This is a genomic window from Cypionkella sp. TWP1-2-1b2, assembly GCF_049896245.1.
GTDB lineage: Bacteria > Pseudomonadota > Alphaproteobacteria > Rhodobacterales > Rhodobacteraceae > Cypionkella.
Genome location: NZ_JAFCTX010000010.1, coordinates 106,457 through 132,465, shown reverse-complemented (window position 1 = coordinate 132,465; position 26,009 = coordinate 106,457). Strand labels below are relative to the sequence as shown.

Annotated in this window: 25 protein-coding genes; 17 read left to right on the top strand and 8 right to left on the bottom strand. The window is 61.8% G+C overall.

Features of this window, described 5'->3' with window-relative positions; translation table 11 throughout:
• From ACP7AP_RS08970 to ureG, 3 genes are read left to right on the top strand one after another with little or no spacing between them, the layout of a single operon-like run.
• Positions 1 to 483 carry an urease accessory protein UreE gene (locus tag ACP7AP_RS08970; protein ID WP_426033862.1) on the top strand — a complete coding sequence of 161 codons (483 nt, stop codon included), beginning with the start codon at positions 1 to 3 and terminating at the stop codon, positions 481 to 483.
• Positions 476 to 1,117 (top strand): urease accessory protein UreF, encoded by a 642-nt coding sequence (locus tag ACP7AP_RS08965; RefSeq protein WP_426033861.1) that lies wholly within the window; start codon positions 476 to 478, stop codon positions 1,115 to 1,117. The genes ACP7AP_RS08970 and ACP7AP_RS08965 overlap by 8 nt, the downstream gene beginning before the upstream one ends.
• A gap of 56 nt (positions 1,118 to 1,173) precedes the next feature.
• A complete protein-coding gene (gene ureG / locus ACP7AP_RS08960) occupies positions 1,174 to 1,794 on the top strand; it encodes an urease accessory protein UreG (RefSeq protein WP_426033876.1) in 621 nt (206 codons plus the stop codon).
• 211 nt (positions 1,795 to 2,005) lie between these two features.
• Here ureG and ACP7AP_RS08955 read toward each other — a convergent pair whose 3' ends face one another.
• Positions 2,006 to 2,788, bottom strand: a complete 783-nt coding sequence (locus ACP7AP_RS08955; RefSeq protein ID WP_426033860.1) for a pyrroline-5-carboxylate reductase dimerization domain-containing protein — start codon at positions 2,786 to 2,788, stop codon at positions 2,006 to 2,008.
• Entirely contained in the window at positions 2,785 to 4,104 is a 1,320-nt protein-coding gene (locus ACP7AP_RS08950; RefSeq protein ID WP_426033859.1) for an aspartate aminotransferase family protein, read from the bottom strand. Before ACP7AP_RS08950 ends, ACP7AP_RS08955 begins: the two co-directional genes overlap by 4 nt.
• 572 nt (positions 4,105 to 4,676) lie before the next feature.
• Between ACP7AP_RS08950 and ACP7AP_RS08945 the strand changes: the two genes are divergently transcribed.
• Positions 4,677 to 5,006, top strand: coding sequence for a hypothetical protein (locus ACP7AP_RS08945; RefSeq protein WP_426033858.1), 330 nt, complete (start codon positions 4,677 to 4,679; stop codon positions 5,004 to 5,006).
• A gap of 263 nt (positions 5,007 to 5,269) precedes the next feature.
• Here the strand turns inward: ACP7AP_RS08945 and ade are convergent, their stop codons facing one another.
• A complete protein-coding gene (ade, locus tag ACP7AP_RS08940) occupies positions 5,270 to 6,970 on the bottom strand; it encodes an adenine deaminase (RefSeq protein ID WP_426033857.1) in 1,701 nt (566 codons plus the stop codon).
• An 86-nt stretch (positions 6,971 to 7,056) separates the two neighbouring features.
• On the opposite strand from ade, the gene ACP7AP_RS08935 reads away from it, so the two are divergent.
• The gene (locus ACP7AP_RS08935; RefSeq protein WP_426033856.1) at positions 7,057 to 8,016 is read left to right on the top strand and encodes a DMT family transporter; all 960 of its coding nucleotides are present in this window, start codon (positions 7,057 to 7,059) and stop codon (positions 8,014 to 8,016) included.
• 233 nt (positions 8,017 to 8,249) lie between these two features.
• On the opposite strand, the gene ACP7AP_RS08930 is transcribed toward ACP7AP_RS08935, so the two are convergent.
• From ACP7AP_RS08930 to ACP7AP_RS08915, 4 genes are all read right to left on the bottom strand, one after another.
• On the bottom strand, positions 8,250 to 8,858 hold the full coding sequence (locus tag ACP7AP_RS08930; protein WP_426033855.1) for a nucleoside triphosphate hydrolase: 609 nt from the start codon (positions 8,856 to 8,858) through the stop codon (positions 8,250 to 8,252).
• 7 nt (positions 8,859 to 8,865) lie between these two features.
• Complete coding sequence (locus ACP7AP_RS08925) at positions 8,866 to 9,651, bottom strand: ATP-binding cassette domain-containing protein (RefSeq protein ID WP_426033854.1); 786 nt, start codon at positions 9,649 to 9,651, stop codon at positions 8,866 to 8,868.
• Complete coding sequence (locus ACP7AP_RS08920) at positions 9,648 to 10,727, bottom strand: ABC transporter permease (RefSeq protein WP_426033853.1); 1,080 nt, start codon at positions 10,725 to 10,727, stop codon at positions 9,648 to 9,650. Before ACP7AP_RS08920 ends, ACP7AP_RS08925 begins: the two co-directional genes overlap by 4 nt.
• Positions 10,728 to 10,845: 118 nt before the next feature.
• Positions 10,846 to 11,859 (bottom strand): substrate-binding domain-containing protein, encoded by a 1,014-nt coding sequence (locus tag ACP7AP_RS08915; protein WP_426033852.1) that lies wholly within the window; start codon positions 11,857 to 11,859, stop codon positions 10,846 to 10,848.
• 232 nt (positions 11,860 to 12,091) lie between these two features.
• On the opposite strand from ACP7AP_RS08915, the gene ACP7AP_RS08910 reads away from it, so the two are divergent.
• The 11 genes from ACP7AP_RS08910 to mscL all read left to right on the top strand — a co-directional run bounded on the left by ACP7AP_RS08910 (position 12,092) and on the right by mscL (position 24,092).
• Positions 12,092 to 12,517, top strand: a complete 426-nt coding sequence (locus ACP7AP_RS08910; RefSeq protein ID WP_426033851.1) for an RbsD/FucU family protein — start codon at positions 12,092 to 12,094, stop codon at positions 12,515 to 12,517.
• 8 nt (positions 12,518 to 12,525) lie between these two features.
• Positions 12,526 to 13,749, top strand: a complete 1,224-nt coding sequence (locus tag ACP7AP_RS08905) for an ROK family transcriptional regulator (RefSeq protein WP_426033850.1) — start codon at positions 12,526 to 12,528, stop codon at positions 13,747 to 13,749.
• A 385-nt stretch (positions 13,750 to 14,134) separates the two neighbouring features.
• The gene (locus tag ACP7AP_RS08900; RefSeq protein ID WP_426033849.1) at positions 14,135 to 16,918 is read left to right on the top strand and encodes a monovalent cation/H+ antiporter subunit A; all 2,784 of its coding nucleotides are present in this window, start codon (positions 14,135 to 14,137) and stop codon (positions 16,916 to 16,918) included.
• The gene (locus ACP7AP_RS08895) at positions 16,918 to 17,313 is read left to right on the top strand and encodes a Na+/H+ antiporter subunit C (RefSeq protein WP_426033848.1); all 396 of its coding nucleotides are present in this window, start codon (positions 16,918 to 16,920) and stop codon (positions 17,311 to 17,313) included. The genes ACP7AP_RS08900 and ACP7AP_RS08895 overlap by 1 nt, the downstream gene beginning before the upstream one ends.
• Positions 17,310 to 18,737, top strand: coding sequence for a monovalent cation/H+ antiporter subunit D (locus ACP7AP_RS08890; RefSeq protein ID WP_426033847.1), 1,428 nt, complete (start codon positions 17,310 to 17,312; stop codon positions 18,735 to 18,737). Before ACP7AP_RS08895 ends, ACP7AP_RS08890 begins: the two co-directional genes overlap by 4 nt.
• Positions 18,734 to 19,222: a Na+/H+ antiporter subunit E gene (locus tag ACP7AP_RS08885; RefSeq protein ID WP_426033846.1), complete on the top strand. Its 489-nt coding sequence runs from the start codon at positions 18,734 to 18,736 to the stop codon at positions 19,220 to 19,222. The genes ACP7AP_RS08890 and ACP7AP_RS08885 overlap by 4 nt, the downstream gene beginning before the upstream one ends.
• Positions 19,222 to 19,491, top strand: coding sequence for a K+/H+ antiporter subunit F (locus tag ACP7AP_RS08880; RefSeq protein ID WP_426033845.1), 270 nt, complete (start codon positions 19,222 to 19,224; stop codon positions 19,489 to 19,491). The genes ACP7AP_RS08885 and ACP7AP_RS08880 overlap by 1 nt, the downstream gene beginning before the upstream one ends.
• Positions 19,488 to 19,856, top strand: a complete 369-nt coding sequence (mnhG, locus tag ACP7AP_RS08875; RefSeq protein WP_426033844.1) for a monovalent cation/H(+) antiporter subunit G — start codon at positions 19,488 to 19,490, stop codon at positions 19,854 to 19,856. Before ACP7AP_RS08880 ends, mnhG begins: the two co-directional genes overlap by 4 nt.
• A 211-nt stretch (positions 19,857 to 20,067) precedes the next feature.
• The gene (deoC, locus tag ACP7AP_RS08870; RefSeq protein WP_426033843.1) at positions 20,068 to 21,054 is read left to right on the top strand and encodes a deoxyribose-phosphate aldolase; all 987 of its coding nucleotides are present in this window, start codon (positions 20,068 to 20,070) and stop codon (positions 21,052 to 21,054) included.
• Between the two features lie 111 nt (positions 21,055 to 21,165).
• Positions 21,166 to 23,511 (top strand): aldehyde dehydrogenase family protein, encoded by a 2,346-nt coding sequence (locus ACP7AP_RS08865; RefSeq protein WP_426033842.1) that lies wholly within the window; start codon positions 21,166 to 21,168, stop codon positions 23,509 to 23,511.
• 164 nt (positions 23,512 to 23,675) lie between these two features.
• Entirely contained in the window at positions 23,676 to 24,092 is a 417-nt protein-coding gene (gene mscL, locus ACP7AP_RS08860; protein WP_426033841.1) for a large conductance mechanosensitive channel protein MscL, read from the top strand.
• A gap of 148 nt (positions 24,093 to 24,240) precedes the next feature.
• Here mscL and ald read toward each other — a convergent pair whose 3' ends face one another.
• Positions 24,241 to 25,359, bottom strand: a complete 1,119-nt coding sequence (ald, locus tag ACP7AP_RS08855) for an alanine dehydrogenase (protein ID WP_426033840.1) — start codon at positions 25,357 to 25,359, stop codon at positions 24,241 to 24,243.
• Positions 25,360 to 25,501: 142 nt separating this feature from the next.
• Here ald and ACP7AP_RS08850 point away from each other — a divergent pair, with 142 nt between their 5' ends.
• Complete coding sequence (locus ACP7AP_RS08850) at positions 25,502 to 25,966, top strand: Lrp/AsnC family transcriptional regulator (protein ID WP_426033839.1); 465 nt, start codon at positions 25,502 to 25,504, stop codon at positions 25,964 to 25,966.
• The last annotated feature ends 43 nt before the right edge of the window (positions 25,967 to 26,009 follow it).

Sequence of the window (26,009 nt, the reverse complement as noted above, 5' to 3'; positions counted from 1 at the left end):
ATGCTCCCCGCCCGATCCCTGCTGCGCAATGCCTCTGATGGCGCGATAGATCGGGTGATCCTGTCCTATGACGAGCGTTTCCTGCGCCGCAAACGGCTGACGTGTGAGAGCGGGGCCAGCTTTATGGTCGATCTGCCCGAGACGATTTCGGTCGAAGATGGCGATGCCTTTCTGCTCGACGATGGCCGTAAGATCGCGGTGGTGGCGGCAGCGGAACCCGTGGTGCAGGTGGCGGGCAATCTGGCCCGCCTCGCTTGGCATATCGGCAACCGCCACACGCCTTGCCAAGTGGCGGGCGACCATCTGGTGATCCGCCGCGACCCGGTGATTGAGGCGATGCTGAAGGGCCTCGGTGCTACCCTCTCCCTGCACATCGCCGCCTTCCGCCCCGAAGGTGGCGCTTATGGGCACGGGAGAACGATGGGCCATGATCACGGCCCCGCAGGCCATTTCGCCCTGAACTTCGGGGCCGCGCATGGCTGACCCGACCGACCGCCTCCGCCTTGTGCAATGGCTCTCCCCCGCCTTCCCGATCGGGGCTTTCGCGTATTCGCAAGGGCTAGAGGTGGCGATCACCGACGGCGATATCAAAACAGCCGCCGATCTGGAGGCATGGATCGCCGCCATCCTGCGCCACGGCTCTGGCCGGATTGACGCCATCCTGTTGGCCCATGCCCGCCGCTCCGATGCTGACCTCATAGCCCTCACCGACTTGATCCTCGCTCTCGCCCCCAGCGCCGAGCGGGTGACGGAGTTGCAAGAACAAGGCCGCGCCTTCGCCCTCGCCATCAGTGCTATCACCAGGGCCGATCACCCCGCCCGCCCCTATCCCATCGCTGTCGGTGCCGCCACCGCCACCCTCAACGTCACCACCGCCGAAGTCCTGACCCTCTGGCTGCAAGGCTTGGCTGCGCAACTGACCTCTGCCGCCGTGCGCTTCGTGCCGTTGGGCCAGACTGATGGCCAAAAGACCCTCGCCAACCTCGCCCCCCGCATCACCGCGCTGGCCGCCGAATATGCCGAAGCGCCGCTGTCCGCCCTGCACTCCAGCGCCCTCCGCGCCGATATCGCCGCGATGCGTCACGAAACCCTTCCCGTGCGGATTTTCCGCACATGACGAACAAAACGGCGGATTTTCCGCACATGACCGCCAAACCTCAGGATTTCCCGCCCATGACCAATCCAAACGGCCCCCTTCGTGTCGGCATCGGCGGCCCGGTCGGTGCTGGCAAAACCACGCTGACCGAACATCTCTGCCGCGCCCTCGCCAAGCGCTGCTCGATGGCCGCGATCACCAATGACATCTACACCCGCGAAGACGCTGATTACCTGACCCGCGCCCAAGTCCTGCCCGCTGCCCGCATCCGTGGGGTTGAGACCGGCGGCTGCCCGCATACCGCGATCCGCGAGGATGCCAGCATCAACCTCGCCGCCGTGGCCGATCTGCGGCAAAACTTCCCCGACCTCGACCTTATCCTGATCGAGAGCGGCGGCGATAACCTGGCCGCCACCTTCAGCCCTGAACTCGCCGATATCACCATCTACGTCATCGACACCGCCGCAGGGCAGGATATTCCGCGCAAACGTGGCCCCGGCGTCACCCGTTCCGACCTGCTGGTGGTCAACAAAACCGACCTCGCGCCCTATGTCGGCGTTGACCTTGCCCTGCTGGAATCCGACACCAAAACCGCCCGCGCCCATCGCCCCTATGTGCTGGCGCAGTTGCGCCACGGCAAGGGCATCGACGATGTGGTGGCTTTCCTGGAACGCGAAGGCGGGCTTGTTCTAAGCTAAGGCGGCTTGCGCAGGACCGAAGGAAACGGCATCAAAGAGGCCCTCGATGCACGGACGCATTAGGGCCGAAGTACAAAACCAAACTATAAAAATTCACAAGTAACCACAACATATTGTGGAAATCTCTAAAAAATGAGGCAAATAACACAAGTCATTCCCAGCGGGGAATGATTTTTCGGCGCAAATTCTTCCGTCCAAAGCGAAAGTGACCCTAACGCCCCGGCACCATCCGCGCCAGAACCCCATCCATCGCCTCATCCCAAGCAGCCAGTGCGCCGCGCGCCTCCAGCACACCCACCAACTGCTCGGTGATCCCACCCTTGGTCGTCACCCCCACCGCGATAGCGTCCAAGCCCGCCTCGGCCTGCAACAACACCTCGGCATTGCCACGGAAGGTCTCGGCCACCAAGGCACGCGCCGTCACCGCATCTAATCCCTGCCGTTCATACCAGCGCACCAAATGCCGCATCAAAAAGATCGACGCGCCCGACATCGCGCCAAACACCGCCGCTGTCTCAAACGCCTGCCGGTCCGCAAACCGATGCACGGGGCCCAAAAGCGCCAGAAACGCCTCCCAGTCCGCATCGCCGGGATAGAGCAACGACGGCCCCGCGCCGAAAGCATTGGCGAACCCCGGCATCATCGCACAGAACGCTTCGGCCGGGGCCACCGCCGCCGTCAGATCGGCCAAAGCAGCCCCCGCCATCGCCGAACACACCGACTGCCCGTCACGAAACTGCAAAGCCTTCAGCACAGCAAGCCCGGTCGCCGCAGGCAGACAGACCAGCACCATCTCGCAGTGATCGACCACCGCCTGATTGCTTTCCGCCACAGCGCAGCGACAGGTTTCCGCCAACCCCGCGGCCTTGTCACCCGAGCGTGGGCTCAGCACAAACTCCACCCCCGCAAACTCCACCCTCACAGACTCCGCCCTCCTTGCCCCGCGCACCAGATATTCCGCCAGATGCCCGACGCCCAGGATGCCGATCTTCATGGCATTTCGTCCAACACCTGCGCCATCGCCGCACTGGTGGCCGAGATATCCGCCTCGGTATGCACCACCGACGACAGCGAATGCAGCGTTGCCGAGGGGTTCATATACACCCCCTTATCCATCAGCCGCAGCGCGAAATCCCTGAATTTCGCCCGATCCACATGGCCGCAGAAATCGCGGTAATCCGTCACCGCATCCAGATCGGTGAAAAAGATCTGGAACATCGAATTCACCCCCTGCACCACGATCTTGTGCCGGTTCGAATGCTTGGCAACCTTGCGCACCTCATCCGCCATCGCTTTGCCCAAATTCTTGATGCGCCGAAAGCCGGACTGATCATCCGCAAGCATGGTCTGCAACATCACCTTGGTGACATGCAGCGCAAGCCGCCCGGCATTATGGGTGCCAAAGTGCAAAACCTTGCCCCATTCCAAGCCCGCCATTACATCCGCCCGCCCGCCGATCATCGCCATCGGCAAACCGCCGCCCAAAGCCTTGCCATAGGTAACGATATCCGGCGTCAGGCCATACAACTCCGCACAGCCCCCCGCCGCCACACGAAACCCGGTCACCGTCTCATCGAGATAGAACAGCGCGCCATATTGCTGGCACAGCTCTTGCATCCGCAGCAGATACCCCGGTTTCGGCGGGATCACCCCCATGTTCGACATCACGCCTTCGGTGACAACACAGGCGGTTTGAGGCCCGTGCAAAGCCATCACCCGCTCCAACGCCTCGACATCATTCCAGCGGCACAGAATGGTATCCGCCTGCGCCTCGGGTGGTATCCCCGACGAATCGCAAATCCGAATAGGGTCATTCGGATGCCCCAAAGCCGCAACAGGCATCGGGTTGGTGTTCAGCAGGATATTATCCGCCCAACCGTGATAATGTCCCTCAAACTTGATGATCTTGCGCCGCCCGGTATGGCCGCGCGCCAGCCGAAACGCCGCCATGCAGGCCTCGGTCCCGGTATTGGCAAAGCGCACTTTGTCAACATGCGGAAGCATCCCGACAAGGATCTCCGCCACCTCCACCTCAACCTCCAGCGCCGTGGCAAAATGACTGCCGCGCAGGATCTCGCGGGAAACCACCTCGACAATCGCCGGATGCGCATGGCCCAAAGGCAACGCGCCAAACGCCATCATCCAGTCGATATACTCCCGCCCATCGACATCATACAGCCGCGCCCCGGCGCCGTGGCTCATATAGCGCGGCGCCCCGCCAAAGGTCGCAGGCCCGCGCGAGGCCGAAGACACCCCCTCGACCAGCACGCGCGTGCCGCGTTCAAACAATGTCTGCGATGTATTGGCCATCTGAAATCCCTCCCAAGCTGCCAAACTATCGCGCGCAGCCGCCCCGCAAAGCAATGCCTGCACCGACACGCAGCGCCGTATTCCAGCCATTGCTCTTTTTGAAATACTCCCGCCGGAGGCTGCCAACGCTTGCACCCTCTGCACAGGCCAGCTTACCCTGAAACCGCATAGCCAACACCCGCGATGCCTTCACACACGGAAAGCGCCACGATGAAACTCCGCAAAATCCTCATCATCGCGGGTATCGTCGGCCTCGCCGGACTGCTCTACATCGTCTTCATCCCGCCCCACTACACTTAGCGTCAGAAACTGACCGTCTCGGTCACAACACCCGAGGGGCTCGTGGAAGGCTCCGCCGTCACACAAGTCGAGTTTTAGATCTGCGCAACTTTTCCTTCGGGCTTCGTGAGGCTTCAACGATCAACTCATCCTTTACGGGTGAGGCAGTAGCGGTCGAAATTGCCCCGGGCCGGGTGCTTTTTGTGTTGTTAGAGAACCAATCGCATTACGGCGGCCCGAATGAATGGCCCGGTTTCATCTGGTACAAAATACCAATGTCGTTTGAAGACTTGATGGCAAAGATCGACGAACAACGAGGCATGGCGCCGGAAGTGCTTCCCGAGAAATACTGGCCCTTGATGGCCAACTTTGACGATCTTTCTCGACCCGAAACTCTGCATATTATCACTGGCACCGATCTGTCGCCTTGGTTCGGCCCCGGCGCGGCCGTGCAAAACATCACCCTTCAAATCACCCGCGAACGCGTAACCAAGGGGCGCATCGAGGCTTTTCTGCCGTGGTTTATGCCTGACAGTTACCAGCGCGCGCCAGTCGCGCCTGCCCCTGCGCCGCCGCTAAGGTTCTCTGCGTTTCTCAGCATAGATCATTGGAACAAGAAGTGATCTGCAAAACGGTGAGTTCGTTGAGGTCCCGACGCCACCGTCGCAACAGTTTCTTGGCCCATAATTGCCACCATGACTTCGGATGCTCCCCCTTCCCCTTTCACATTGGCCCAAATATCCCAGGGTCCAACCGCATTGGCACGCCAATGCGGCTTGGCCAGCGCCCCGGGGCTCCAATCGGCACAATCTTTAAAAATCCGTTAAAACACCCACCCCAAACCCCTGTTATCCGACAACAATAAAAGGTCCCGAGTTGGGACCCCTCACGGCATCACCTCAAACCGATCGACATCCACCATGCCATGATCGGTGATTTTCAGATGCGGGATTACGGGCAGGCAGAGGAACGCGAGCTGCAAGAACGGCTCCTCCAGCGTCACCCCAAGTGAGGCCGCCGCCGCCCGGAGTGCAACCAAATCCGCCCGCACCGCCTCGAACGACTTCAAACTCATCAACCCCGCCACCGGCAGCGCCAGTTCGGCCAGCACGCGGCCATTCTCCACCACAACAAAGCCACCCTCAATCTCGCCCAGCCGCTGCACCGCCAGCGCCATATCGTCGTAATCCACCCCCACCACCGCGATGTTGTGGTGGTCATGACAAACCGTCGAGCCAATCGCGCCGCGCTGCAAGCCGAAGCCCTTCACGAAACCGGTCGCGCGGTTGCCATTCACCCCATGCCGCTCAATCACCGCGATCTTCACCAGATCGCGGGCGATATCGGGGCGCTTGTCGCCATCTTCGGGGGCGATCTGATAAGTCAGATGCTCGGTGATGATCTTGCCCGGCAAAATCCCGATCACCGGGGTTTCCACCCGATTGCCCCCCGTGCGGAAATGCTGCGCCTCAATCTTCGGGGCCTTCACCGAATGACGCGCCACCTCGGGGATCAACTGCCGCGCCGCAAACGCCGCGTCGGTGATCTCAACCCCACCGGTGAACACCCGCAACACCCGGCAGCTTTCCAGACTGTCAATCACCGCAATATCCGCGCGTTTCCCCGGCGCGATCAGGCCGCGATCTTTCAGGCCGAAGGCCTCGGCGGCTGACAGGCTGGCCGCGCGATAGACGGCCAAAGCCGGTGCCCCCAAAGCAATCGCGGTGCGGATCAGATAATCCAGATGACCATGTTCGCCAATGTCGAGCGGGTTGCGGTCATCGGTGCAGAAACACAGATACGGCGCGTGCCGCTCGGTCAACAGCCCGACCAGCGCGTGCAAATCCTTCGACACCGAACCTTCGCGGATCAGCACCCGCATCCCCTTGCGCAGCTTTTCCAAGCCTTCCTCATACGAAGTCGCCTCATGCTCCGTCCTAATCCCCGCCGCGATATAGCCGTTCAGATCATTGCCGCGCAGCAAGGGCGCGTGACCGTCAATGTGGCGGCCTTTGAACGCCTCCAGCTTGGCCATGCAGCCGGGGTCTTTATAAAGCACGCCGGGGTAATTCATGAATTCGGCAAGGCCAATCACCCGAGGATGCTGCATCAGCGGCACCAGATCGGCGGCTTCCAACCGCGCACCCGTCGTCTCCATATGCGTCGAAGGCACGCAGGATGACAGGTTCACCCGAATGTCCATCAGAGTACGGGAGGACGCCTCAAGGAAGTAGTTGATCCCGGTCAACCCGCAGACATTGGCGATTTCATGCGGATCGCAGATGGCGGTCGTCACCCCATGCGGGCTAACGCAGCGGTCGAATTCAAACGGCGTCACCAGCGAGGATTCGATGTGCAGATGGGTGTCGATGAAGCCCGGCACCAAGATCTGACCCGTCACGTCAATCTCGACCTTGCCCGCGTAGTTGCCAAACACCCCGACGATGCAATCGCCACAGATTGCCACATCGGATGCCACCAACTCGCCGCTGATCAGATCATAGACTAGGCCGCCTTTCAGCACGATATCGGCGGGCGTAATCCCGCGGCCCTGATCAATTCGGTCGGACAATGCTGCTTTCGGCATGGTAATCTCCTTTTGAATAGGGAAGCTTATGCCAGAGACTTCGTCCAGTGCGGAATTGCTGGAAAGTCCCTTACGCCGAGGTTGCCATGCAAGAACCCACCCCTGTCACAGGCCATCCGCCTGCCCGTCCGCTGCGCGGCATTGCCTTGAAGCTGGCCTCGGTGGTTGTTTTCATCCTGATGTCTTCGCTGATCAAGGTGACGGCCCAGCATGTGCCGCCGGGGCAGACGGTGTTCTTCCGGTCGTTCTTTGCGATGCCAGTGATCGTGATCTGGCTGACGATGCGGCATGAGTTGGCGACCGGATTTCGCGCGCATAATCTGTTTGGGCATTTCTGGCGCGGGCTGATGGGGACGATGGCGATGGGCCTCGGCTTTGCTGGCCTCGCCTATCTGCCGCTGCCAGAGGTCACGGCGATTGGCTATGCCTCGCCGCTGCTGGTGGTGGTGTTCGCGGCGATGTTTCTGGGCGAGGATGTGCGGCTGTTTCGCATCGCCTCGGTCGCCTTGGGGCTGGCCGGGGTGATGGTGGTTTTGTCGCCGCGCCTGACCATCGTGTCAGGCGATGCGGCCTCAACGCGCGAGGCGTTTGGCGCGATGCTGGTGCTGTGTGGGGCGTTCTGCGCGGCTTTGGCACAGGTCTTTGTGCGCAAGCTTGTGCATAATGAGAAGACCGCCGCGATTGTGTTTTACTTCTCACTGACCTCGACCCTGCTGTCGCTGACCACTTTGCCATTTGGCTGGGTGGTGCCGACTCCACTGGAAACCGTGTTGCTGGTGTCCTGCGGGTTGCTGGGTGGGGTCGGGCAGATCTTGCTGACCTCAAGCTACCGCGAGGCGGATGCGTCGCTGGTCGCCCCCTTCGACTATGCCTCGATGCTGTTCGCGCTGCTGATCGGCTATTTCGCCTTTGACGAGGTGCCAACGCGCACAATGCTGATCGGGGCCGGGCTGGTGATCACAGCGGGGATTTTGATCATCTGGCGCGAGCGGAAATTGGGGTTGGAGCGCGCGAAGGGTCGTAAAGCGATGACGCCGCAGGGGTGAGGCTGTCTGGAACCGAAAGAAGACGCTCTGGGAGAGCGTTTTCCGGTTCGTTGCTCGTAAGGCTGGAGGCCGTCGAGCAAGGGGCTATGCGCAGCAAGCCGAGCGTTGGGAAATCGGGGCGCGCCTGACTGGGCTGGCGCGGTATCGCGCCTGCCGGGGGCAGGCAGGCGCGGCCCGATTTGTTTGGGAACAAATCGGGCAAGACCAAGAGGCGTTGCGATAAAATCGGCCTGTCAGCCCAAGCGCATGTTCAAATCAGCCGCCCGGCTGTTTTGCGTCACGCGGCGGATGTTGGGCAGATCGTTGCTGTCGATCCATGCCCGCGCTTCTGCAGGGGTTTTGCCGTAATGCGCCCAGCGGGCTTGCAGGCGGCGGTCAAGTTCAGCCTCGGCCACGTCGATCCACACTGTCAGATCGAACAAAGGTGCGGCGTCGGGCCATGGGGCCTCATTGAGCAACAGGTAGTTGCCTTCGACCACCAGCAGACGGTCTTGGGCGGTGACAATATCGGCGCCGGCGCGGGAGATTTCCAGATCGCGGTCGAAGAGCGGGATTGCGATTTCATCCTCGACCCGCAGACGGCGCAAAAGGTGGAAAAAGCCCTGCGCATCGAATGTGTCGGGCGCGCCCTTGCGATCCCGCGCACCGCGCGCCAGCAACACCGCGTCATCGTAATGAAAGCCATCCATCGGCACGGCTTTTGCGCCCTGCCCCAAAGCCGCCACCAATTCGGCAGCGAGGGTGGATTTCCCCGCACCGGGAGGGCCAGCAAGGGCGGTCAGAAACCGCCCTTTGCCTTGGGCTTTCGCCCGGATTATGGCCGCAAGGTCAACCGGAGTCATGTTGCCCTTACGCCTGTTCTGTCACGCCTTCGGGCAGTTTCGCCCCGGTCATGAAAGCCACCGCGTCGGACATCGAATAGTCCTTCGGGTTGATCTCGCACAGCCGCCGCCCAAGACGGTGGATGTGGATGCGGTCGGCCACCTCGAACACGTGCGGCATGTTGTGGCTGATCAGGATGATCGGAATGCCCCGTGCGCGCACATCGCGGATCAGCTCCAACACCCGGCGGCTTTCCTTGACGCCCAAGGCTGCGGTCGGCTCATCCAAGATCACCACCTTGGAGCCAAACGCCGCTGCACGCGCCACCGCCACGCCTTGGCGCTGACCACCCGACAGGGTTTCCACCGCTTGGTGGATGTTCTGAATTGTCATCAGGCCAAGTTCCGACAGCTTGTCGCGGGCGAATTGCTCCATCCGCGGGCGGTCCATCTGGCGCAGCACCGAACCCATGAAACCGGGTTTGCGCCATTCGCGGCCCAGAAACATGTTATCGGCAATCGACAAAGCCGGCGACATCGCAAGGTTCTGATACACCGTCTCGATGCCCTCGGCGCGCGCATCTTCCGGCCCGCGAAAGTTCACCGGGCGGCCATCGAGTTCAATCGTGCCGTGGTCAGGGGTCACAGCCCCCGACAGCGCCTTGATCAAGGTCGATTTGCCCGCCCCGTTGTCGCCGATCACCGCGACAATCTCGCCTGCATTCAGGTCGAAATCCGCGCCGTTCATGGCGACAACCGTGCCATACCGCTTCATCAACCCGCGTGCGCGCAGGATAGGAGTACCCGTGGTCATTGCGAAGCCCTCCGCAGCCATTGATCCAAAGCAACGGCGATGATCACAAGGCAGCCTGCCGCGAACATCTGCCAGTAATCGTCCACCCCGGCCAGTGACAGGCCGGTGTTGAACACGCCCACAATGAACGCCCCCAGCACCGATCCGATGATCGAGCCGCGCCCGCCGAACAGCGAGGTGCCGCCGATCACCACAGCGGTGATTGAGCCTAGGTTCACCGTGTCAAACGCGATGGGCGACACCGACCCCACCCGGCCAATCGCGATCCAGGCCGCAAAGCCGCAGATCAGACCCGCCACAGCATAGACCGAAATCAGCGTATTGCTAACCTTGATCCCCGACAGCATCGCCGCATCCTGGTCATCACCAATCGCATGCACATGACGGCCCCACGAGGTCTGGTTCAGCACATACCACAGAACCGCCGCCAGCAAAATCAAGGTGATCCCACCGAAGGAAATCGAGGCACCCCCCATGTTAAAGCCCTTGCCGAACCACAGCAAGGCCGGGGCTTTTGCGTCGATATCGACGTTGCGGATCGATTCCGACTGCGAATACCACAACTTCAAAGCGTTGAAGATCGACAGCGTGCCCAAGGTCACGATGAACGGCGGCAGCTTAACCTTAGCCACCAGTACGCCGTTGATGAAGCCCATCAGCCCGCCAAAGAACAACCCGATCAGAATCGCCAGCCCCACTGGCAAGCCGGTGACCACGGCCAAATTGCCCATGATCAAGGAGCTGACCACAAGGATCGCCCCGACCGACAGATCAATCCCCGCCGTCAGGATCACCAGCGTCTGCGCCAGTGCCACAAAGCCCGTGACGGTGACTTGTTTCAGCACGGTCGACAAAGCGCCGATGCCCAGAAAACGCGGCGCGATGATGCCAAAGCAGATCACCGAGATCAGCAGCACAAGCGCCGGGATCATCGTGGGGTAGTTGCGCAGATAGCCGCGCAACACGGGTATGAAAGATTTATCGTCCCGCTCAAAGGCCGCGACAGCCGTATCGGCTTTGGTCAGCGTCGCCTCAAAGTCGGAAATGGTTTTGGTTGGTGCTGCATCTGTGCTCATCGCTTCGGCTTCCCCTCCGGTGATGATCCTCCGAAACCCTGACAGGTTTCGCTTAAGAAGAAGGGCGACTGTAAAGCCGCCCTTCTGTTAATCAAGCCACTTGATCAAACGGCCCGGTTCAGCCCCAGCAAAGCTCGGTGCCTTTGGTGCTGTCGATCGACTCGACGCCAGCGGCCGGTTTGTCGGTGACAAGGTTCACCCCGGTGTTGAAGAAAGTCAGCCCGTCGGTCGCCGCCGGTTTGGTGCCGTCTTTGGCGAAGGTTGCGATGGCTTCGATGCCTTTGGATGCCATCAGCAGCGGGTATTGCTGCGAAGTGGCCCCAATCGTGCCGCCTTTCACCGAAGCGATGCCAGGGCAGCCGCCGTCTACTGAGACGATGATCGCTTGGGCTTCCTTGCCAGCGTTTTTCAGCGCTTGGTAAGCACCCTCAGCCGCAGGCTCGTTGATGGTATAGACCACGTTGATATCGGGGTCTTTTGCCAGCAGAGTTTCCATCGCGCGCAGACCACCTTCGGGGTTCGCGTCCGAGCTTTCGTGGCCGATCACGCGGGCATCGGTTTCCGAACCCATCACCGCCAGATCCGGCACTTCAATGCCGAAGCCCTTCAGGAAGCCAGTGTCACGCTGCACGTCAACCGAGATGTTGTCTTTGTTGATGTCCAGCATCGCGATCTTGGCGGTAGCGGCCTTGTCGCCCAACGTGGCAGCGGCCCATTGACCGATCAGCAGGCCAGCTTGGAAGTTGTCAGTCGCAAAGGTCATGTCCTGCGCGTCTTTGTCTGCCAGCGGCGTGTCGAGCGCGATCACCAGAATACCAGCGGCGCGCGCGTCTTTCAGGGCTGGGCCAACCGAGTCGTTCGACGGGGTGATCAGGATACCCTTGGCACCAGCGGCGACACAGTTTTCAATCGCAGTGATCTGCGGGGCCGCGTCGCCATCTTTCTCACCGGCATAGGCTTGGAAATCCATGCCCGCCGCTTTGGCCGCAGACTCAGCGCCTTCTTTCATCTTCACGAAGAAGGGGTTGGTGTTGTTTTTGGTGATCAGGCAAGCCAGATCGGCCGCCGAGGCAGAGCCTGCCATCAGCGCAATCGCAGCAGCACCCAGCAGGGCTTTGGTGGTGAATTTCATTGGTCGTCCTCCCAAGGATTTAGGGGTTTATTCCCCTGTCGAAAGCGTTTCGCCACAGCGTCTCCTGCCCGGCGATGGCGTTACATGGCCTGATTCCCTCCCTTGCGTCAAGATAAATAAATCAGAGTGATTTATTATTGACAGCACCGCCGCCAAGCCGCAGTCTGCTGTCCAATGCGGGCGACTACTGCCTGTGGAATCGTCGATTTTCCTCGGGGGGAGGCTGTCATTCATGCTGATCGGAATCTCGCCTTTGCTGGGGCCAGAGCTGCTGCACGCGCTGCGGGCGATGGGCCATGGCGATGAGATCGCTTTGGTCGATGGCAATTATCCCGCCGCAGAACACGCCCGCCGCCTGATCCGCGCCGATGGTATCCTGCTAATGCCAATGCTGCGCGCGGTGCTGAAAATCCTGCCGGTAGAGGCCGCGTTCCGCTCCAGCCTGCACAACGATCCCGCCCAGCGCGGGGTGATCCATCACGGCTTGGACGACCTTTGCCACACCTGCGGCCAGCACTTCACCCTGACCCCGCTTGCCGGAGATCAGCTTTACCCGCGCATCAAAGCGGCTTATGCCATTGTTGCAACGTCAGAATCCGAACTTTTCGCCAATGTCATCCTGCGCAAGGCAGCCCTGCCTGCCGCTGTCACACAATAGGCCGCCATATGCCCTCGGGCGCTGAACTCCTTCCAGAGCGACCAAGCGACGACCTCGGGTTGCGCGGCTCGAACCAATCGGGGATGCGGGATCATAACGAAAGGCTGGTGCTATCTTTGGTGCGCCAGCAGGGCGGTTTGGCAAAATCCGACATCGCACGGAAAACTGGGCTTTCGGCGCAAACCGTGTCGGTGATCATGCGTGCATTGGAGCGCGACGGGCTGTTGTTGCGCGGCGAACCCCAGCGCGGTCGCATCGGTCAGCCTTCGGTGCCGATGTATCTGAACCCCGAAGGCGCGTTCTTTCTGGGGCTGAAGATCGGGCGGCGCTCGGTCGATCTGACGCTGGTGGATTTCATGGGCCGGGTCCGCGCCACCCAGCGGCAGATTTACCGCTATCCGTCACCCAGCGCTGTGGTGGCCTTTGTCGCCCGCAGCTTGCCCGAAGTTGTCGCCAATCTCACTGCGCCCGAACGTGCCCGGATCAGCGGCATGGGGGTGGCGATGCCATTTCAGCTGTGGTCCTGGGTGGAGCTGATCGGCGCACCGAAGGCGGATATGGAGGCTTGGCGGCACGCCGATATTCAGGCCGAACTCGCCGCCGTCACCCAACTTCCGGTCTATGTGCAAAATGACGCCACTTCGGCTTGCGGGGCCGAGTTGGTGTTCGGCACTGGCGAGCGCCCAAAAGATTTCCTGTATTTCTACTTCGGCTATTTTGTCGGCGGTGGTCTGGTGCTGAACGGCCAGTTGTTCCTGGGCCGCTCTGGCAATGCCGCAGGCGTCGGCCCGATGCCGGTGCCGGGCCGTGATGGCAAGATGGACCGTTTGATTTCGGCCGCTTCGATGTCCACCCTTGCGGCGGCGATGGAGGCGGCGGGCGAACCCTCGGATCATCTGTTTGAACAGCATGAGCACTGGAACGTCTCACCGCAAATTCTGTCCGATTGGATGGATCAGGCCGCCTATGGTTTGGCTTGGGCGGCGCTGAGCGCCGCCTCGCTGTTGGAGATTGAGGCGGTGATGATCGACGGCTGGATGCCCACCGAAATCCGCGCCGAAATCACCCGCCGCACCCATGCCGCTTTGCACGCGCTGGACCTTGACGGCATCGACCCGCCGGTGATCCGCGAAGGCAGCCTTGGCGCGCAGGCCCGCGCTTTGGGGGCCGCCGCAATTCCGCTGTCGCAGCGCTATCTGATCGACCAGAACGCGGCGGGGCGTGAAGCCTAGCATAAAGCCGGAAAATTCCTTCCCAGCGGGGAATGACTTGTGTTTGAAGCCTGATATAATCGGCTTAAACCACAACATCTGGTAGTAGAGTGCCGCATTGGCGCGGCTTCGACTGCAACAATGCAAATTGCAGCCTACATTGGGCTTTGGCAGGTTCCATGCGCCCCATCGCGTGCCGCGTGCCGCTTTCACCTTGATCCATCTGCCAAAATCCTTATCTTCGATTGAAAGAGGCGACGCCCGTAAGGTCAACCTCTGCGCGAAAATATCCCACCGGGGAAGGCTGGATTTGCCCTTGGCAAATCAGGCCGTGGGGGTGTTAAGCCCCCATCACCGCAGCCCAAGCAAACTGCGGTTTGCCATCCAACGCCTGAGGGGCAAACCTATGTTGCTTGCCTTGATCGCAGCCTTGCCCTTTCTGGGTGCCCTTACCCCGGCTCTGACCCAGCGCTTCGGTCGTTCCATTGCGACCCTGACCGTCGCCCTGTTCACCGCCACCGCCCTCGCCCTGATCCTGTACCAGCTGCCCGCGATCATGGCGGGCGACACGATCACCACCCAGATCAACTGGCTGCCCAGCCTTGGCCTTGATGCCAATTTCCGGCTTGACGGCCTTGCCCTGCTGTTCGCCCTGCTGATCCTCGGCATCGGTCTGTTGATCCAAGCCTATGCCTGCTTTTACCTCGACGCCTCCGAGCCCTACGCCCGCTTCCTGACCTACCTGATGCTGTTCCAAGGCGCGATGCTGGGGATTGTGCTGTCCGATAACATCCTGCTTTTGCTGGTGTTCTGGGAGTTGACCTCGCTGTCGTCCTTCCTGCTGATCGGATTCTGGAGCCATCTGCCGCAAGCCCGCCAAGGCGCGCGGATGGCGCTTGCGACAACAGGCGCGGGGGGCCTTGCCTTGATCGCAGGCCTGATGATCTTGGGGCATATCGCGGGCAGCTATGACCTTTCCACGATCCTGACCCAGAAAGCCGCCATCCAAGCCAGCCCGCTGTATCTGCCCGCCCTCATCCTGATCTTGCTCGGCGCTTTCACCAAATCGGCGCAATTCCCGTTCCATTTCTGGCTGCCGCATGCGATGGCCGCCCCCACTCCGGTATCTGCCTATCTGCACTCGGCAACCATGGTGAAAGCCGGGTTGTTCTTGATCGCCCGGCTCTGGCCGGTGCTGTCGGGCACCCCGGAATGGTTCTGGATCGTCACCTCGGCGGGTTTGATCACCATGGCCTTCGCCGCCAAGGTGGCGCTGTTCAAGGATGATCTGAAGGCCATCCTCGCCTATTCCACCGTCAGCCATCTGGGGCTGATCACCTTCCTTTTTGGCCTAGGCACCAAGGCTGCGGCCACCGCCGCGATCTTCCACATCCTCTGCCATGCCACGTTCAAAGCCGCGTTGTTCCTGCTGGCGGGTATTGTCGATCACGCCACCCACACCCGCGATATCCGCGCCTTGGGCGGCCTGCGACGCGCCATGCCGATCACCTTTGGCATGGCGACCATCGCGACGCTGTCGATGGCGGGTATCCCACCGCTGAACGGCTTTCTGTCGAAAGAGATGATGCTGGAGGAAGCCGCCCAGACCGCCCCATGGATCATCCCCGCGCTGGCGACCATCGCCGCCCTGCTGTCCGTCGCCTATTCGCTGCGGTTCCTGACTTACACCTTCCTCGGCCCTACGCCCGCCTATGCCCATGCCCCACACGACCCCACCCTCGGCCTCTGGCTGCCCCCCGCGATCCTTGCCGCGCTTGTCGTGGCTATTGGCCTCGCCCCGATGCCGCTCACCGCATGGCTGGTGGATGCCGCCACATCTGCCACCACAGGCGCGCCAATTCACGCCCACATCGCCCTCTGGCACGGTCTGGCATCCCCCGCCCTTTGGATGTCGCTTGCCGCAATCGGCGGCGCGCTGATCACCCTTGGCCTCTATCCGCGCCTACGCCGGATCTGGGATGCGGCGCCAAAACCGCAGGCCAAAGCGATGTTTGACGCAAGCCTCACCGCCCTCACACAAACCGCCCAAACCTTCACCGAGAAGCTGCACAACGGCAGCCTGTCGCGCGCCTTCAGCCTTGCGCTGCTGAGCATCCTGACGCTTGGCTTTTATGCCTACCACTCCGCTGAAAGCCTGCCCGGCAGCCGCGCTCTTACCGCCGTCTCCGCTGCCCCTGCCGTGGGCTTCACCCTGCTGATCACCGCCGCCATTGCCGCCACCACCCTACACCGCAAACGCCTGCTGGCGCTGCTGTTGGTGGGAATCGTGGGCCTGATCCTGTCGGCGGGTTTCGCTTACCTCTCGGCCCCCGACCTTGCGCTGACCCAGATCACGGTTGAGGTTGTCACCGTTGCGCTGATGTTGCTGGCGCTGAACTTCTTGCCCAAGACCACCCCGCGCAAGACCGCGACGCTGCGCAAACTCCGCGATGCCGCCCTCGCCCTTACCACAGGCACCGCCACCGCCGCCCTCGCCTATCCGCTGATGACCCGTGACGCGATCTTCCCGCCGATCTCTGCCTTCCATCTTGCGCAATCGCTGCCGGGGGCGGGCGGCCACAACGCCGTCAACACCATCATCGTCGATTTCCGCGGCTATGATACTTACGGCGAGATCATCGTCCTCGGCATCGCCGCTTTGCTGATCTTTGCGCTGACCGAAAGCCTGCTTGGCACTAAATGGGCCGTCCGCCCCAACCAAACCACAGGCCCCGACTCCATTGATGCCGGCGATCCGCACCCGATCATGCTGCAAACCGCCACAAGGCTGATCCTGCCGATGGCGATGCTGGTGGGCATCTATCTGTTCCTGCGCGGCCACAACCAACCCGGCGGCGGCTTTGTCGCTGGGCTGGTCTTCGCCATCGGTTTCGTCATGCAATATATCGCCAGTGGCCAAGACTGGGCCGCCGCCCGCCGCCGCATACCTTACCATGCGATGATCGGCGCAGGCGTGTTGATCGCCAGCGCCACCGGGGTCGGGTCTTTCGTTGCGGGCCGTCCGTTCCTGACCTCGAACTACACCCACATCCACCCGGCCCCGTTGCAGGATTTCGAACTTGCCACCGCCGCGCTGTTCGACCTTGGCGTGTTCCTCTGCGTGTTGGGCGCGGTGATGCTGGCGCTGGATGCCCTCGCCCGCCTCGCAAAACCGCGAGGTGCCTGCTGATGGAGATCCTAATCGCCAGCGCCATCGGCACCCTGACCGCCTGCGGCATCTATCTGATGCTGCGCGCCCGCACGTTTCCGGTGATCTTGGGCCTGTCGCTACTGTCCTATGCGGTCAATCTGTTCCTGTTCATCTCAGGCCGGATCAGACTGAATGCAGCCCCTATCATCAGCGAGGGTAGCCAATACACCGACCCACTGCCGCAAGCCTTGGTGCTGACCGCCATCGTGATTTCCTTCGGGATGACGGCGGTGCTGGTGATCATGGCGCTGGGGGCTTATCTGACCGCAGGCCACGACCGCATCGACCTTGGTGTAGAGCCCGACGCCATCAGCGCAGACCCCAAACACGTTCGCGGCTACGAGAGCGACTCTGAGCCTAAGGATCAGCCATGAATCAGATGCTGATCCTGCCCGTTATCCTGCCCGCCATCTTGGCAGGCTGCATTATCCTGTTCGCCCGTGATGCGCTGATCCTGCAACGCGTCCTCTCTGTCATCGGCACAATCGCCCTGCTGGCCCTTGCTATCACCCTCAGTCAAGCCCCCACCCAAGCCTATTTTTTGGGTAATTGGCCCGCACCGTTCGGCATCGCGCTGGTGCTTGATGGGTTGTCAGCCCTGATGCTGCTGCTAACCTCTGCGCTTGCCATGATCATCCTGATCCACAGCATCATCACCGGCTGGGACACCAAAGGCCGCCACTTCCACGCGCTATACCTGTTCCAACTGATGGGACTGAATGGCGCGTTCCTGACCGGCGACGCCTTTAACCTGTTCGTGTTCTTCGAGGTGCTGCTGATCGCGTCTTACGGCTTGATGGTGCATGGCGGCGGTGAGGCCCGCATCCGCGCGGGCGTGCAATATGTGGCGTTCAACCTGCTGGGATCGACGCTGTTCCTGTTCGCGTTGGCGACGATTTACAGCACCACAGGCACGCTCAATATGGCCGACTTGGCGCAGAAACTGCCCGAAATCCCGGCGGGTGACACCGCCCTGATCCGCGTGGCGGCTGTACTGCTGATGCTGGTCTTTGCCGTCAAAGCCGCATTGGTGCCGCTGCAATTCTGGCTGCCCGGCACCTATGCCAATGCCCCCGGCCCCATCGCCGCGCTGTTCGCAGTGATGACCAAAGTCGGGGCCTACGCGCTGATCCGCTTTGGCACCCTGGTGTTCCCGACCGACCTGCCCGCCACCACCACGCTGATCGCCAGCCTGCTTTACCCCGCCGCCCTCACCACCATTGCCATCGGAGCCTTGGGCACCCTCGGCACCCGCAGCCTGCCGCGCCAAATCGCCTTCGCCGCCATTGGCTCAATGGGCACGCTGTTGTTGGCGGTGTCGGCCTTTACCCCGCAAGCCACCGCCGCCGCCCTTTATTACCTGATCCACTCCACCTTTGCTGCCGCAGCACTATTTCTGATCGCCGACCTTGCCCGCAGCCGTCGCGACGGCCTGACCGCAGCACTTTTCATGGCCGCCGCCATCGCCATAGCCGGGATGCCGCCGCTATCAGGCTTCGTCGGCAAACTGTTGATCCTCGACGCGCTGCGCGGCGACGCCATCGCATGGGCTGCCATTCTGATAGCCTCGCTGCTGACCATGATCGGCTTTGCGCGGCAGGGCTCTGATCTGTTCTGGAAATTCCCCAGCGCCGAGGCCCCAACCCAAAGCAAAGCCGCGATAATGCTCTGCCTCGCCGTCCTCACCGCCCTGACCATCGCCGCAGGCCCGATCACCGACGGGTTGACCCTAACCGCAAAGGCCCTGCACAGTCCCACTGCCTACATCGCCGCCAACCACCTTGGGGGAACCGAATGAGCCGCCTGTTCCCCCACCCGATGCTGTCGGCCACGCTGTTTCTCGCATGGCTGCTGCTTGCGGGCAGCCTGTCGCTGAACGCGCTGCTGATGGCCGCCCTGCTTGCCACACTCATCCCGCTTGCGACCCAAGCCTACTGGCCGGGCCGCCCGAAAATCCGCCACCCTTTGCGGCTGATCGGCTACCTCGCCCTCGTGCTCTACGATGTGATCATCGCCAGTATCCAGGTCGCCCGCATCATCCTGTTCATGCCCGCTGGCCAGATCAAATCCGCATGGATCAGCGTGCCCGTCGATCTGCCCTGCCCCGAGGCCATTGCCCTGCTGGCAGGCACCATCACCTTGACCCCCGGCACGCTGACCGCCGAATTTTCCGCCGATAACAAGGCGCTGCTGATCCACGCCCTGCACGCGCCTGACCCCGGCGCCACCCGCGCCGAGATCAAATCTCGCTATGAGACCCTGTTGCAAAGGATTTTCCGCTGATGCTGACCTATGCGCTGACCTTCGCCATCGCCTGCTTTGCCCTTGCGCTGATACTGAACCTGTGGCGGCTTGCCACTGCGCCCACCATGCCAGACCGCATCCTGACGGTGGACACAATGGTGATCAACATCATCGCGCTGATCGTGCTTTACGGCGTGCAAACCCACTCCACCGTTGTGTTCGACGCCGCCCTGCTGCTGGCGATGACCGGCTTTATCTCGACCATTGCCTTCTGCAAATTCCTGCTGCGCGGGGGCATCATCGAATGAGCTTCACCATCGAACTGCTCATCTCCGCCCTGCTGATCATCGGCGGCAGCTTTGGGCTGATCGGCAGCCTTGGCCTGCTGAAACTGCGCGAGCCGATGCAGCGCCTGCATGCGCCCACCAAGGCCACCACGGTCGGCGTCGGAGCGTCCCTGATCGCCGCCGCCCTCACCATGCTGTGGCAAACCGGAACTGCCAGCTGGCAAGGCGTGATGGTCGCGGCTTTCCTGTTCCTGACCGCGCCGTTGTCGGGCCTGATGCTGGCCAAAGCCCACCGCCACCTTGTCCGCCCTGACCTGCCGCCCACCGGTACCGAAGCCCCATGGGCGGGGGAGCGGCCAGACAAACCGCCGCGCGTCGCTCCCTGACGGGCGCTCCTTGCTGGCTTCCGCAGTGTCAAGCGCAGAGGCCTGCCAGGGCCGATAAGCCCCCGCAATATGGTTGGCAGGATTTCGCTCCAATATGCGCCACCGCAGATTTAACCCATCGGTCAAATCCCGCCCACCGACCGCATCACCCCCCTTGCCACCCCGCCCCTCTCCAGCGCACTCTGCCGTCAACCCAAAAGGTAAGGCCCCGATGCAAACCCTGACCGAGACCAAAACCCAGCTGCCGACGCTGACCCACACCCGCAATCCCGGCATGGCGCTGGATCTGGATTGGGTGGCGGGCGTGCAAGCCAACACTTCCGCCATCGAGCGCCGCGCGGGCACCATAGGCGGCAGACGCTCGGTTAAAAAAGACTTTCAAGCGGCGTGGCTCTTGAAAGCCATCAGCCTGATCGACCTCACCACCCTGTCGGGCGACGATACCGAAGGCCGCGTCAAACGCCTGTGTGCCAAAGCCCGCCAGCCCGTCGCCCCATGGATGCTTGACAAATTGGGCTTGCAAGGCCTGACCACCGGAGCGGTCTGCGTCTATCACGAGATGGTCGGCACGGCAGTCCGGGCGCTGGAAGGCACAAATATCCCGGTCGCCGCCGTCTCCACAGGCTTCCCCGCTGGCCTGTCGCCCTATCATCTGCGCATCGCCGAAATCGGCGAAAGCGTCCGCGCCGGGGCGAAAGAAATCGACATCGTGATTTCGCGCCGCCATGTGCTGACCGGAAACTGGCAGGCGCTTTATGACGAAATGCGCGAGATGCGCGCCGAATGTGGCGAGGCGCATGTCAAAGCCATCCTCGCCACGGGCGAGTTGCAAACCCTGCGCAACGTCGCCCGCGCGTCGCTGGTCTGCATGATGGCCGGGGCCGATTTCATCAAGACCTCCACCGGCAAAGAAGCCGTCAACGCCACCCTGCCCGTCACCCTCACCATGATCCGCGCCATCCGCGATTACCAAGACCGCACCGGCATCAAGGTCGGCTACAAACCCGCGGGCGGCATTGCCAAGGCCAAAGATGCGCTGCTGTATCTGGCGCTGATGAAAGATGAACTCGGCCACGCTTGGCTGCAACCCGATCTGTTCCGCTTCGGCGCGTCCTCCTTGCTGGGCGATATCGAGCGTCAGCTGGAACACCACCTGACCGGCCAATACTCGGCGTCCAACCGCCACGCGATGGGGTAACCTGATGCCCGCCCTCCCAATTTCATCTTGGCCCAAATATTCCCGCCGGAGGCGCACGCCTGCCGCACCCGCTCCCGCTCAAAGCCTGCCGCCCTGCCAAAGGACAATGCCATGACCACTCCCACCGTCCGCGAGATCTTCGACAGCATGGCATATGGCCCCGCCCCCGAAAGCAATGCCGAGGTGATGGCTTGGCTGACCAAACACCAAAGCTTCGGCCACTGGATCGACGGCGCGTTCACCAAACTCGGCGAGGTGTTTGAGACGAAAAACCCCGCCACCGCGAAACCGCTCGCGCTTGTCACCCAAGGCAGCGCCAGCGATGTCGATGCGGCAGTCAAAGCCGCCCGCCATGCCCAGCCGAAATGGGCGAAACTGCCCGGCCATGCCCGCGCCAAAGCCCTCTACGCCCTCGCCCGGCTGGTGCAGAAACATGCCCGCCTGCTCGCCGTGCTGGAAACCATGGACAACGGCAAACCGATCCGCGAATCGCGCGATATCGACATCCCGCTTGTCGCGCGGCATTTCTACTATCACGCGGGCCTTGCGCAACTGATCGACGCCGAACTGCCCGGCCAAGCGCCCCTCGGTGTGTGCGGAGCCGTCATCCCGTGGAACTTCCCGCTGCTGATGCTGGCATGGAAAGTCGCCCCCGCCCTCGCCGCAGGCAACGCTGTGGTACTGAAACCCGCCGAATACACCCCGCTCACCGCTTTGCTGTTTGCAGAGCTGACCCGTGAGGCTGGTCTGCCGAAGGGCGTTTTGAACATCGTCACCGGCGACGGCGACACCGGGGCTGCCCTCGTCAACCACCCCGATGTGAATAAAATCGCCTTCACCGGATCGACCGTCGTGGGCCGCAAAATCCGCGAGGCCACCGCAGGCTCTGGCAAGGCCCTGACCTTGGAACTTGGTGGAAAATCCCCCTATATCGTGTTCGACGACGCCGATGTGGACAGCGCCATCGAGGGCCTCGTCGATGCGATCTGGTTCAACCAAGGCCAGGTTTGCTGCGCCGGAAGCCGCCTGTTGATCCAGGAAGGCATTGCGGATCGTTTCTACGAAAAGCTGAAACGCCGGATGGATGGGCTGCGCCTTGGTGACCCCTTGGACAAATGCATCGACGTGGGGGCCATCGTCGACCCGGCGCAACTCGCCACGATCAAGAGCATGGTGGACACCAACCAAGACGGCGAAACCTACCACGCCGCCTGCACCGTGCCTGATGGCTGCTTCTACCCGCCCACCCTGATCACCGGGCTTTCCGCCGCTTCCACCCTGATGCAGGAAGAAATCTTCGGCCCCGTGCTGGTCGCCATGACCTTCCGCACCCCGACCGAAGCTGTAGAGCTGGCGAATAACACCAAATACGGTCTCGCCGCGACCATCTGGTCGGAAAACATCAACCTCGCCCTCGACGTGGCCCCGAAGATCAAGGCGGGCGTGGTCTGGGTCAACGCCACCAACCTGTTCGACGCCGCCGCTGGTTTTGGCGGTGTGCGCGAAAGCGGTTTTGGCCGTGAGGGCGGCTGGGAGGGTCTGATGGCCTATCTCAAACCCATCCGCGCGACCAAACCGCTGAGCCCGATCAAAGCCTTTGCGCCCCCCGCCATCATCGAGGCCTCCAGCATCGACCGCACCGCCAAACTCTACATCGCAGGCAAACAAGCCCGCCCCGATGGCGGCTACTCGCTTCCCATTTGGTCGCCGAAAGGCAAGCTCTTGGGCCACGCGGGCCTCGGCAACCGCAAGGACATCCGCAACGCGGTCGAGGCCGCCCATGCCGCGAAATCCTGGGCCAAAACCACCGCCCATGCCCGCGCGCAAATCCTGTTCTACATCGCCGAAAACCTCTCCGCCCGTGCGACAGAGTTCGCGGGCCGCCTTCGCGACCTGACCGGACGCTCCGGCGAGGCCGAGGTTGAGGCTTCCATCGCCCGCCTGTTCAGCTATGCCGCTTGGGCCGATAAATTCGACGGCGCGGTGAAATCCGTGCCCCTGCGCGGCGTGGCGCTGGCGATGAATGAGCCCTGCGGCGTCATTGGCGCGCTCTGCCCCGACGATGCGCCCCTACTTGGTCTGATCTCGCTGATGGCCCCCGCCATCGCGATGGGTAACACCTGCATCCTCGTGCCGTCCGAGCCGTTCCCGCTGGCCGCCACCGATTTCTACCAAGTGCTCGACACCTCAGACCTGCCCGCAGGCGTCGTCAACATCGTCACCGGCGCGCACACCGAACTCGCCAAACCCCTCGCAGGCCACCGCGATATTGACGCCGTATGGAGCTTCTCCGCCAGCAACCTCTCCACCCTGATCGAGAAAGAGTCCGCCGGAAACATCAAGCGCACATGGGTCAACAACGGCCACTCCCGCGATTGGATCACCGAGGGCGAAGGCCGCACTTTCCTGCGCGCCGCGACGGATGTGAAAACAATTTGGGTGCCCTATGGCGCGTAACTGGCAAATCTCCGGTATAAACTGCCGGAATACGGCCATTTTGTTCACTCGGACGGAAAATTCCCCCTGATCGGGTCGAAAAGCTGTGGCATATTGCGTGCGTTACGCGATGTCGCGGGCACCCAATCACGCCGAAACGGCGGAAACAGCCAAGGGAACAGTAAATGATTAACGAATTCAAGACCTTCATCATGAAGGGCAATGTGATGGACCTCGCCGTAGGTATCATCATCGGCGCTGCCTTCACCGCGATTGTCGGCAGCCTTGTGGCAGACATGATCAACCCGATTATCGGCCTGATTTTGGGCAACGTCGATCTGAGTAACATGTACGTGGTGCTTAAGGGCACTGTTCCCGAAGGCGCAAGCCTTGCAGCGGCACGCGATTCAGGCGCTGCTGTGTTGGCTTATGGCTCTTTCATCACCGCTGTAATCAACTTTCTGATCATTGCCTTTGTTGTGTTCATGCTGGTGAAGTCCATGAACAGACTGATGCCGAAGAAGGCAGAGGCCCCGGCGGCTCCGGCTGGCCCGACCGAACTTGACGTGCTGAAAGACATTCTGACTGCTGTGAAAAAGTAAGTCAGCCTCTGGCTGCTGGCAAAAAAGCCGACCACCCCACGCAAAAGGCCCCCGATCTTGTCGGGGGCCTTTTCATCGTGCCATTGTATAAGCAAGCCCGGCAGCGCGTTTGCGGCGGGCTCGATGCCCGCCGCAAACGCACCTGTTTTCAGATTGCCAAAGCCTCGACCCCGGTGATCACCGGCAAGCCCAAAGCCGCCCCGACCGCCGCATAAGTCAGCTTACCGGCATGGACGTTCAACCCGGCCAGCAGGTGTTTGTCCTCGGCGCAAGCCCGCTTCCAGCCTTTGTTCGCCAAGGCCAGCAGGAACGGCATCGTCGCATTGCCCAAAGCCAAAGTCGAAGTCCGCGCCACCGCCCCCGGCATGTTGGCCACGCAGTAATGCATGATGCCATCGACTTCATAGATCGGATCTTGGTGCGTGGTCGCCCGCGAAGTCTCAAAACAGCCGCCCTGATCAATCGCCACATCGACCAGTGCTGCGCCCGGCTTCAACTCGGCCAGTTGCGCGCGTGAGATCAGTTTGGGTGCCGCCGCCCCCGGAATAAGCACCGCGCCGATGATCAGATCAGCTTGCCGCGCCAGCTCAATCGTCGTCGCCGCATCGGCGTAGCCGCATTTGAACTGCCCGCCGAACACATCATCCAGATAGCGCAGCCGATTGACCGAGCGGTCCAGCACCGTCACATCCGCACCCATGCCGGCCGAGATTTTCGCGGCATGGGTGCCCACCACCCCGCCGCCGATCACCAGCACGCGCGCAGGCAACACGCCCGGCACGCCGCCCATCAACACGCCGCGCCCGCCATTGGCCTTCTGCAAGGTCCACGCCCCGACTTGGGGTGCCAGCCGCCCTGCCACTTCCGACATTGGCGCCAGCAGCGGCAACCCACCGCGATCATCCGTCACCGTCTCATAGGCGATGCAAGTGGCACCTGAGGCCAGCAAATCCCGCGTCTGATCCGGGTCTGGGGCCAGATGCAGATAGGTGAACAACATCTGTCCCGCACGCAGCATCGCGCGTTCCACCGGCTGCGGCTCTTTCACCTTCACGATCATATCGGCGGCGGCAAACACTTCCGCTGCCGTGCCGACAATCGCCGCCCCCGCTGCAATATAATCGCCATCGGTAAACCCAGCGCCATTGCCGGCCCCGGTTTCGATCATCACAGCATGACCCGCAAGCACCGCTTCGCGCGCGGCATTCGGCGTCATGCCAACGCGAAATTCTTGCGGTTTGATTTCCTTCGGACATCCGATTTTCATAAGCTCTCTCCCTGATGGACTCTGCGTCCCTGCCCGTCAGCTTGAACCTGATCCGTTGCAAATGCTTTGAAACTTTAATGACGCCCAGCTTGATCCGTGATAGATTCTGCGAAGAAATACCGCTGATAGAAAGATTTCCACCATGGCCACCGATCTGGACGCCACCGACCGCCGCATCCTCGGGGTTTTGCAAAAAGACGGCCGCATTACCAATGCCGATCTGTCGGAACGGGTAAACCTGTCGCCTTCCGCCTGTCACCGCCGCGTGCAGCTGCTGGAGGAAGCGGGCTATATCGACGGCTATGTCGCTTTGCTGAACACCCGCCGCATGGGCAAACCCACCACGGTATTCGTCGAGATCACCCTGCAGTCTCAGGCCGAAGATCTGCTTGATGCCTTCGAGCGCGAAGTCGCCAAAGTCCCCGACATCCTCGAATGTCATCTGATGGCAGGCACCGCAGATTACCTGATCAAGATCATGGCCGAAGATACCGAGGATTTCGCCCGCATCCACCGCCAACACCTGTCGCGCCTGCCCGGTGTGCGCCAGATGCAATCCAGCTTCGCGTTGCGCACTGTGGTGAAAACCACCGCGATCGCGGTCTGACCTGCCGCATTCTTCGCCAAGCTGCGCGCATCACCCGCGCGTT

What these genes read in the sequence shown, in the direction of transcription:
- ACP7AP_RS08970 (WP_426033862.1), top strand. Translation starts at nt 1, where the DNA reads ATGCTCCCCGCCCGATCCCTGCTGCGCAATGCCTCTGATGGCGCGATA.
- ACP7AP_RS08965 (WP_426033861.1), top strand. Translation starts at nt 476, where the DNA reads ATGGCTGACCCGACCGACCGCCTCCGCCTTGTGCAATGGCTCTCCCCC.
- ureG (WP_426033876.1), top strand. Translation starts at nt 1,174, where the DNA reads ATGACCAATCCAAACGGCCCCCTTCGTGTCGGCATCGGCGGCCCGGTC.
- ACP7AP_RS08955 (WP_426033860.1), bottom strand. Translation starts at nt 2,788, where the DNA reads ATGAAGATCGGCATCCTGGGCGTCGGGCATCTGGCGGAATATCTGGTG.
- ACP7AP_RS08950 (WP_426033859.1), bottom strand. Translation starts at nt 4,104, where the DNA reads ATGGCCAATACATCGCAGACATTGTTTGAACGCGGCACGCGCGTGCTG.
- ACP7AP_RS08945 (WP_426033858.1), top strand. Translation starts at nt 4,677, where the DNA reads ATGGCAAAGATCGACGAACAACGAGGCATGGCGCCGGAAGTGCTTCCC.
- ade (WP_426033857.1), bottom strand. Translation starts at nt 6,970, where the DNA reads ATGCCGAAAGCAGCATTGTCCGACCGAATTGATCAGGGCCGCGGGATT.
- ACP7AP_RS08935 (WP_426033856.1), top strand. Translation starts at nt 7,057, where the DNA reads ATGCAAGAACCCACCCCTGTCACAGGCCATCCGCCTGCCCGTCCGCTG.
- ACP7AP_RS08930 (WP_426033855.1), bottom strand. Translation starts at nt 8,858, where the DNA reads ATGACTCCGGTTGACCTTGCGGCCATAATCCGGGCGAAAGCCCAAGGC.
- ACP7AP_RS08925 (WP_426033854.1), bottom strand. Translation starts at nt 9,651, where the DNA reads ATGACCACGGGTACTCCTATCCTGCGCGCACGCGGGTTGATGAAGCGG.
- ACP7AP_RS08920 (WP_426033853.1), bottom strand. Translation starts at nt 10,727, where the DNA reads ATGAGCACAGATGCAGCACCAACCAAAACCATTTCCGACTTTGAGGCG.
- ACP7AP_RS08915 (WP_426033852.1), bottom strand. Translation starts at nt 11,859, where the DNA reads ATGAAATTCACCACCAAAGCCCTGCTGGGTGCTGCTGCGATTGCGCTG.
- ACP7AP_RS08910 (WP_426033851.1), top strand. Translation starts at nt 12,092, where the DNA reads ATGCTGATCGGAATCTCGCCTTTGCTGGGGCCAGAGCTGCTGCACGCG.
- ACP7AP_RS08905 (WP_426033850.1), top strand. Translation starts at nt 12,526, where the DNA reads ATGCCCTCGGGCGCTGAACTCCTTCCAGAGCGACCAAGCGACGACCTC.
- ACP7AP_RS08900 (WP_426033849.1), top strand. Translation starts at nt 14,135, where the DNA reads ATGTTGCTTGCCTTGATCGCAGCCTTGCCCTTTCTGGGTGCCCTTACC.
- ACP7AP_RS08895 (WP_426033848.1), top strand. Translation starts at nt 16,918, where the DNA reads ATGGAGATCCTAATCGCCAGCGCCATCGGCACCCTGACCGCCTGCGGC.
- ACP7AP_RS08890 (WP_426033847.1), top strand. Translation starts at nt 17,310, where the DNA reads ATGAATCAGATGCTGATCCTGCCCGTTATCCTGCCCGCCATCTTGGCA.
- ACP7AP_RS08885 (WP_426033846.1), top strand. Translation starts at nt 18,734, where the DNA reads ATGAGCCGCCTGTTCCCCCACCCGATGCTGTCGGCCACGCTGTTTCTC.
- ACP7AP_RS08880 (WP_426033845.1), top strand. Translation starts at nt 19,222, where the DNA reads ATGCTGACCTATGCGCTGACCTTCGCCATCGCCTGCTTTGCCCTTGCG.
- mnhG (WP_426033844.1), top strand. Translation starts at nt 19,488, where the DNA reads ATGAGCTTCACCATCGAACTGCTCATCTCCGCCCTGCTGATCATCGGC.
- deoC (WP_426033843.1), top strand. Translation starts at nt 20,068, where the DNA reads ATGCAAACCCTGACCGAGACCAAAACCCAGCTGCCGACGCTGACCCAC.
- ACP7AP_RS08865 (WP_426033842.1), top strand. Translation starts at nt 21,166, where the DNA reads ATGACCACTCCCACCGTCCGCGAGATCTTCGACAGCATGGCATATGGC.
- mscL (WP_426033841.1), top strand. Translation starts at nt 23,676, where the DNA reads ATGATTAACGAATTCAAGACCTTCATCATGAAGGGCAATGTGATGGAC.
- ald (WP_426033840.1), bottom strand. Translation starts at nt 25,359, where the DNA reads ATGAAAATCGGATGTCCGAAGGAAATCAAACCGCAAGAATTTCGCGTT.
- ACP7AP_RS08850 (WP_426033839.1), top strand. Translation starts at nt 25,502, where the DNA reads ATGGCCACCGATCTGGACGCCACCGACCGCCGCATCCTCGGGGTTTTG.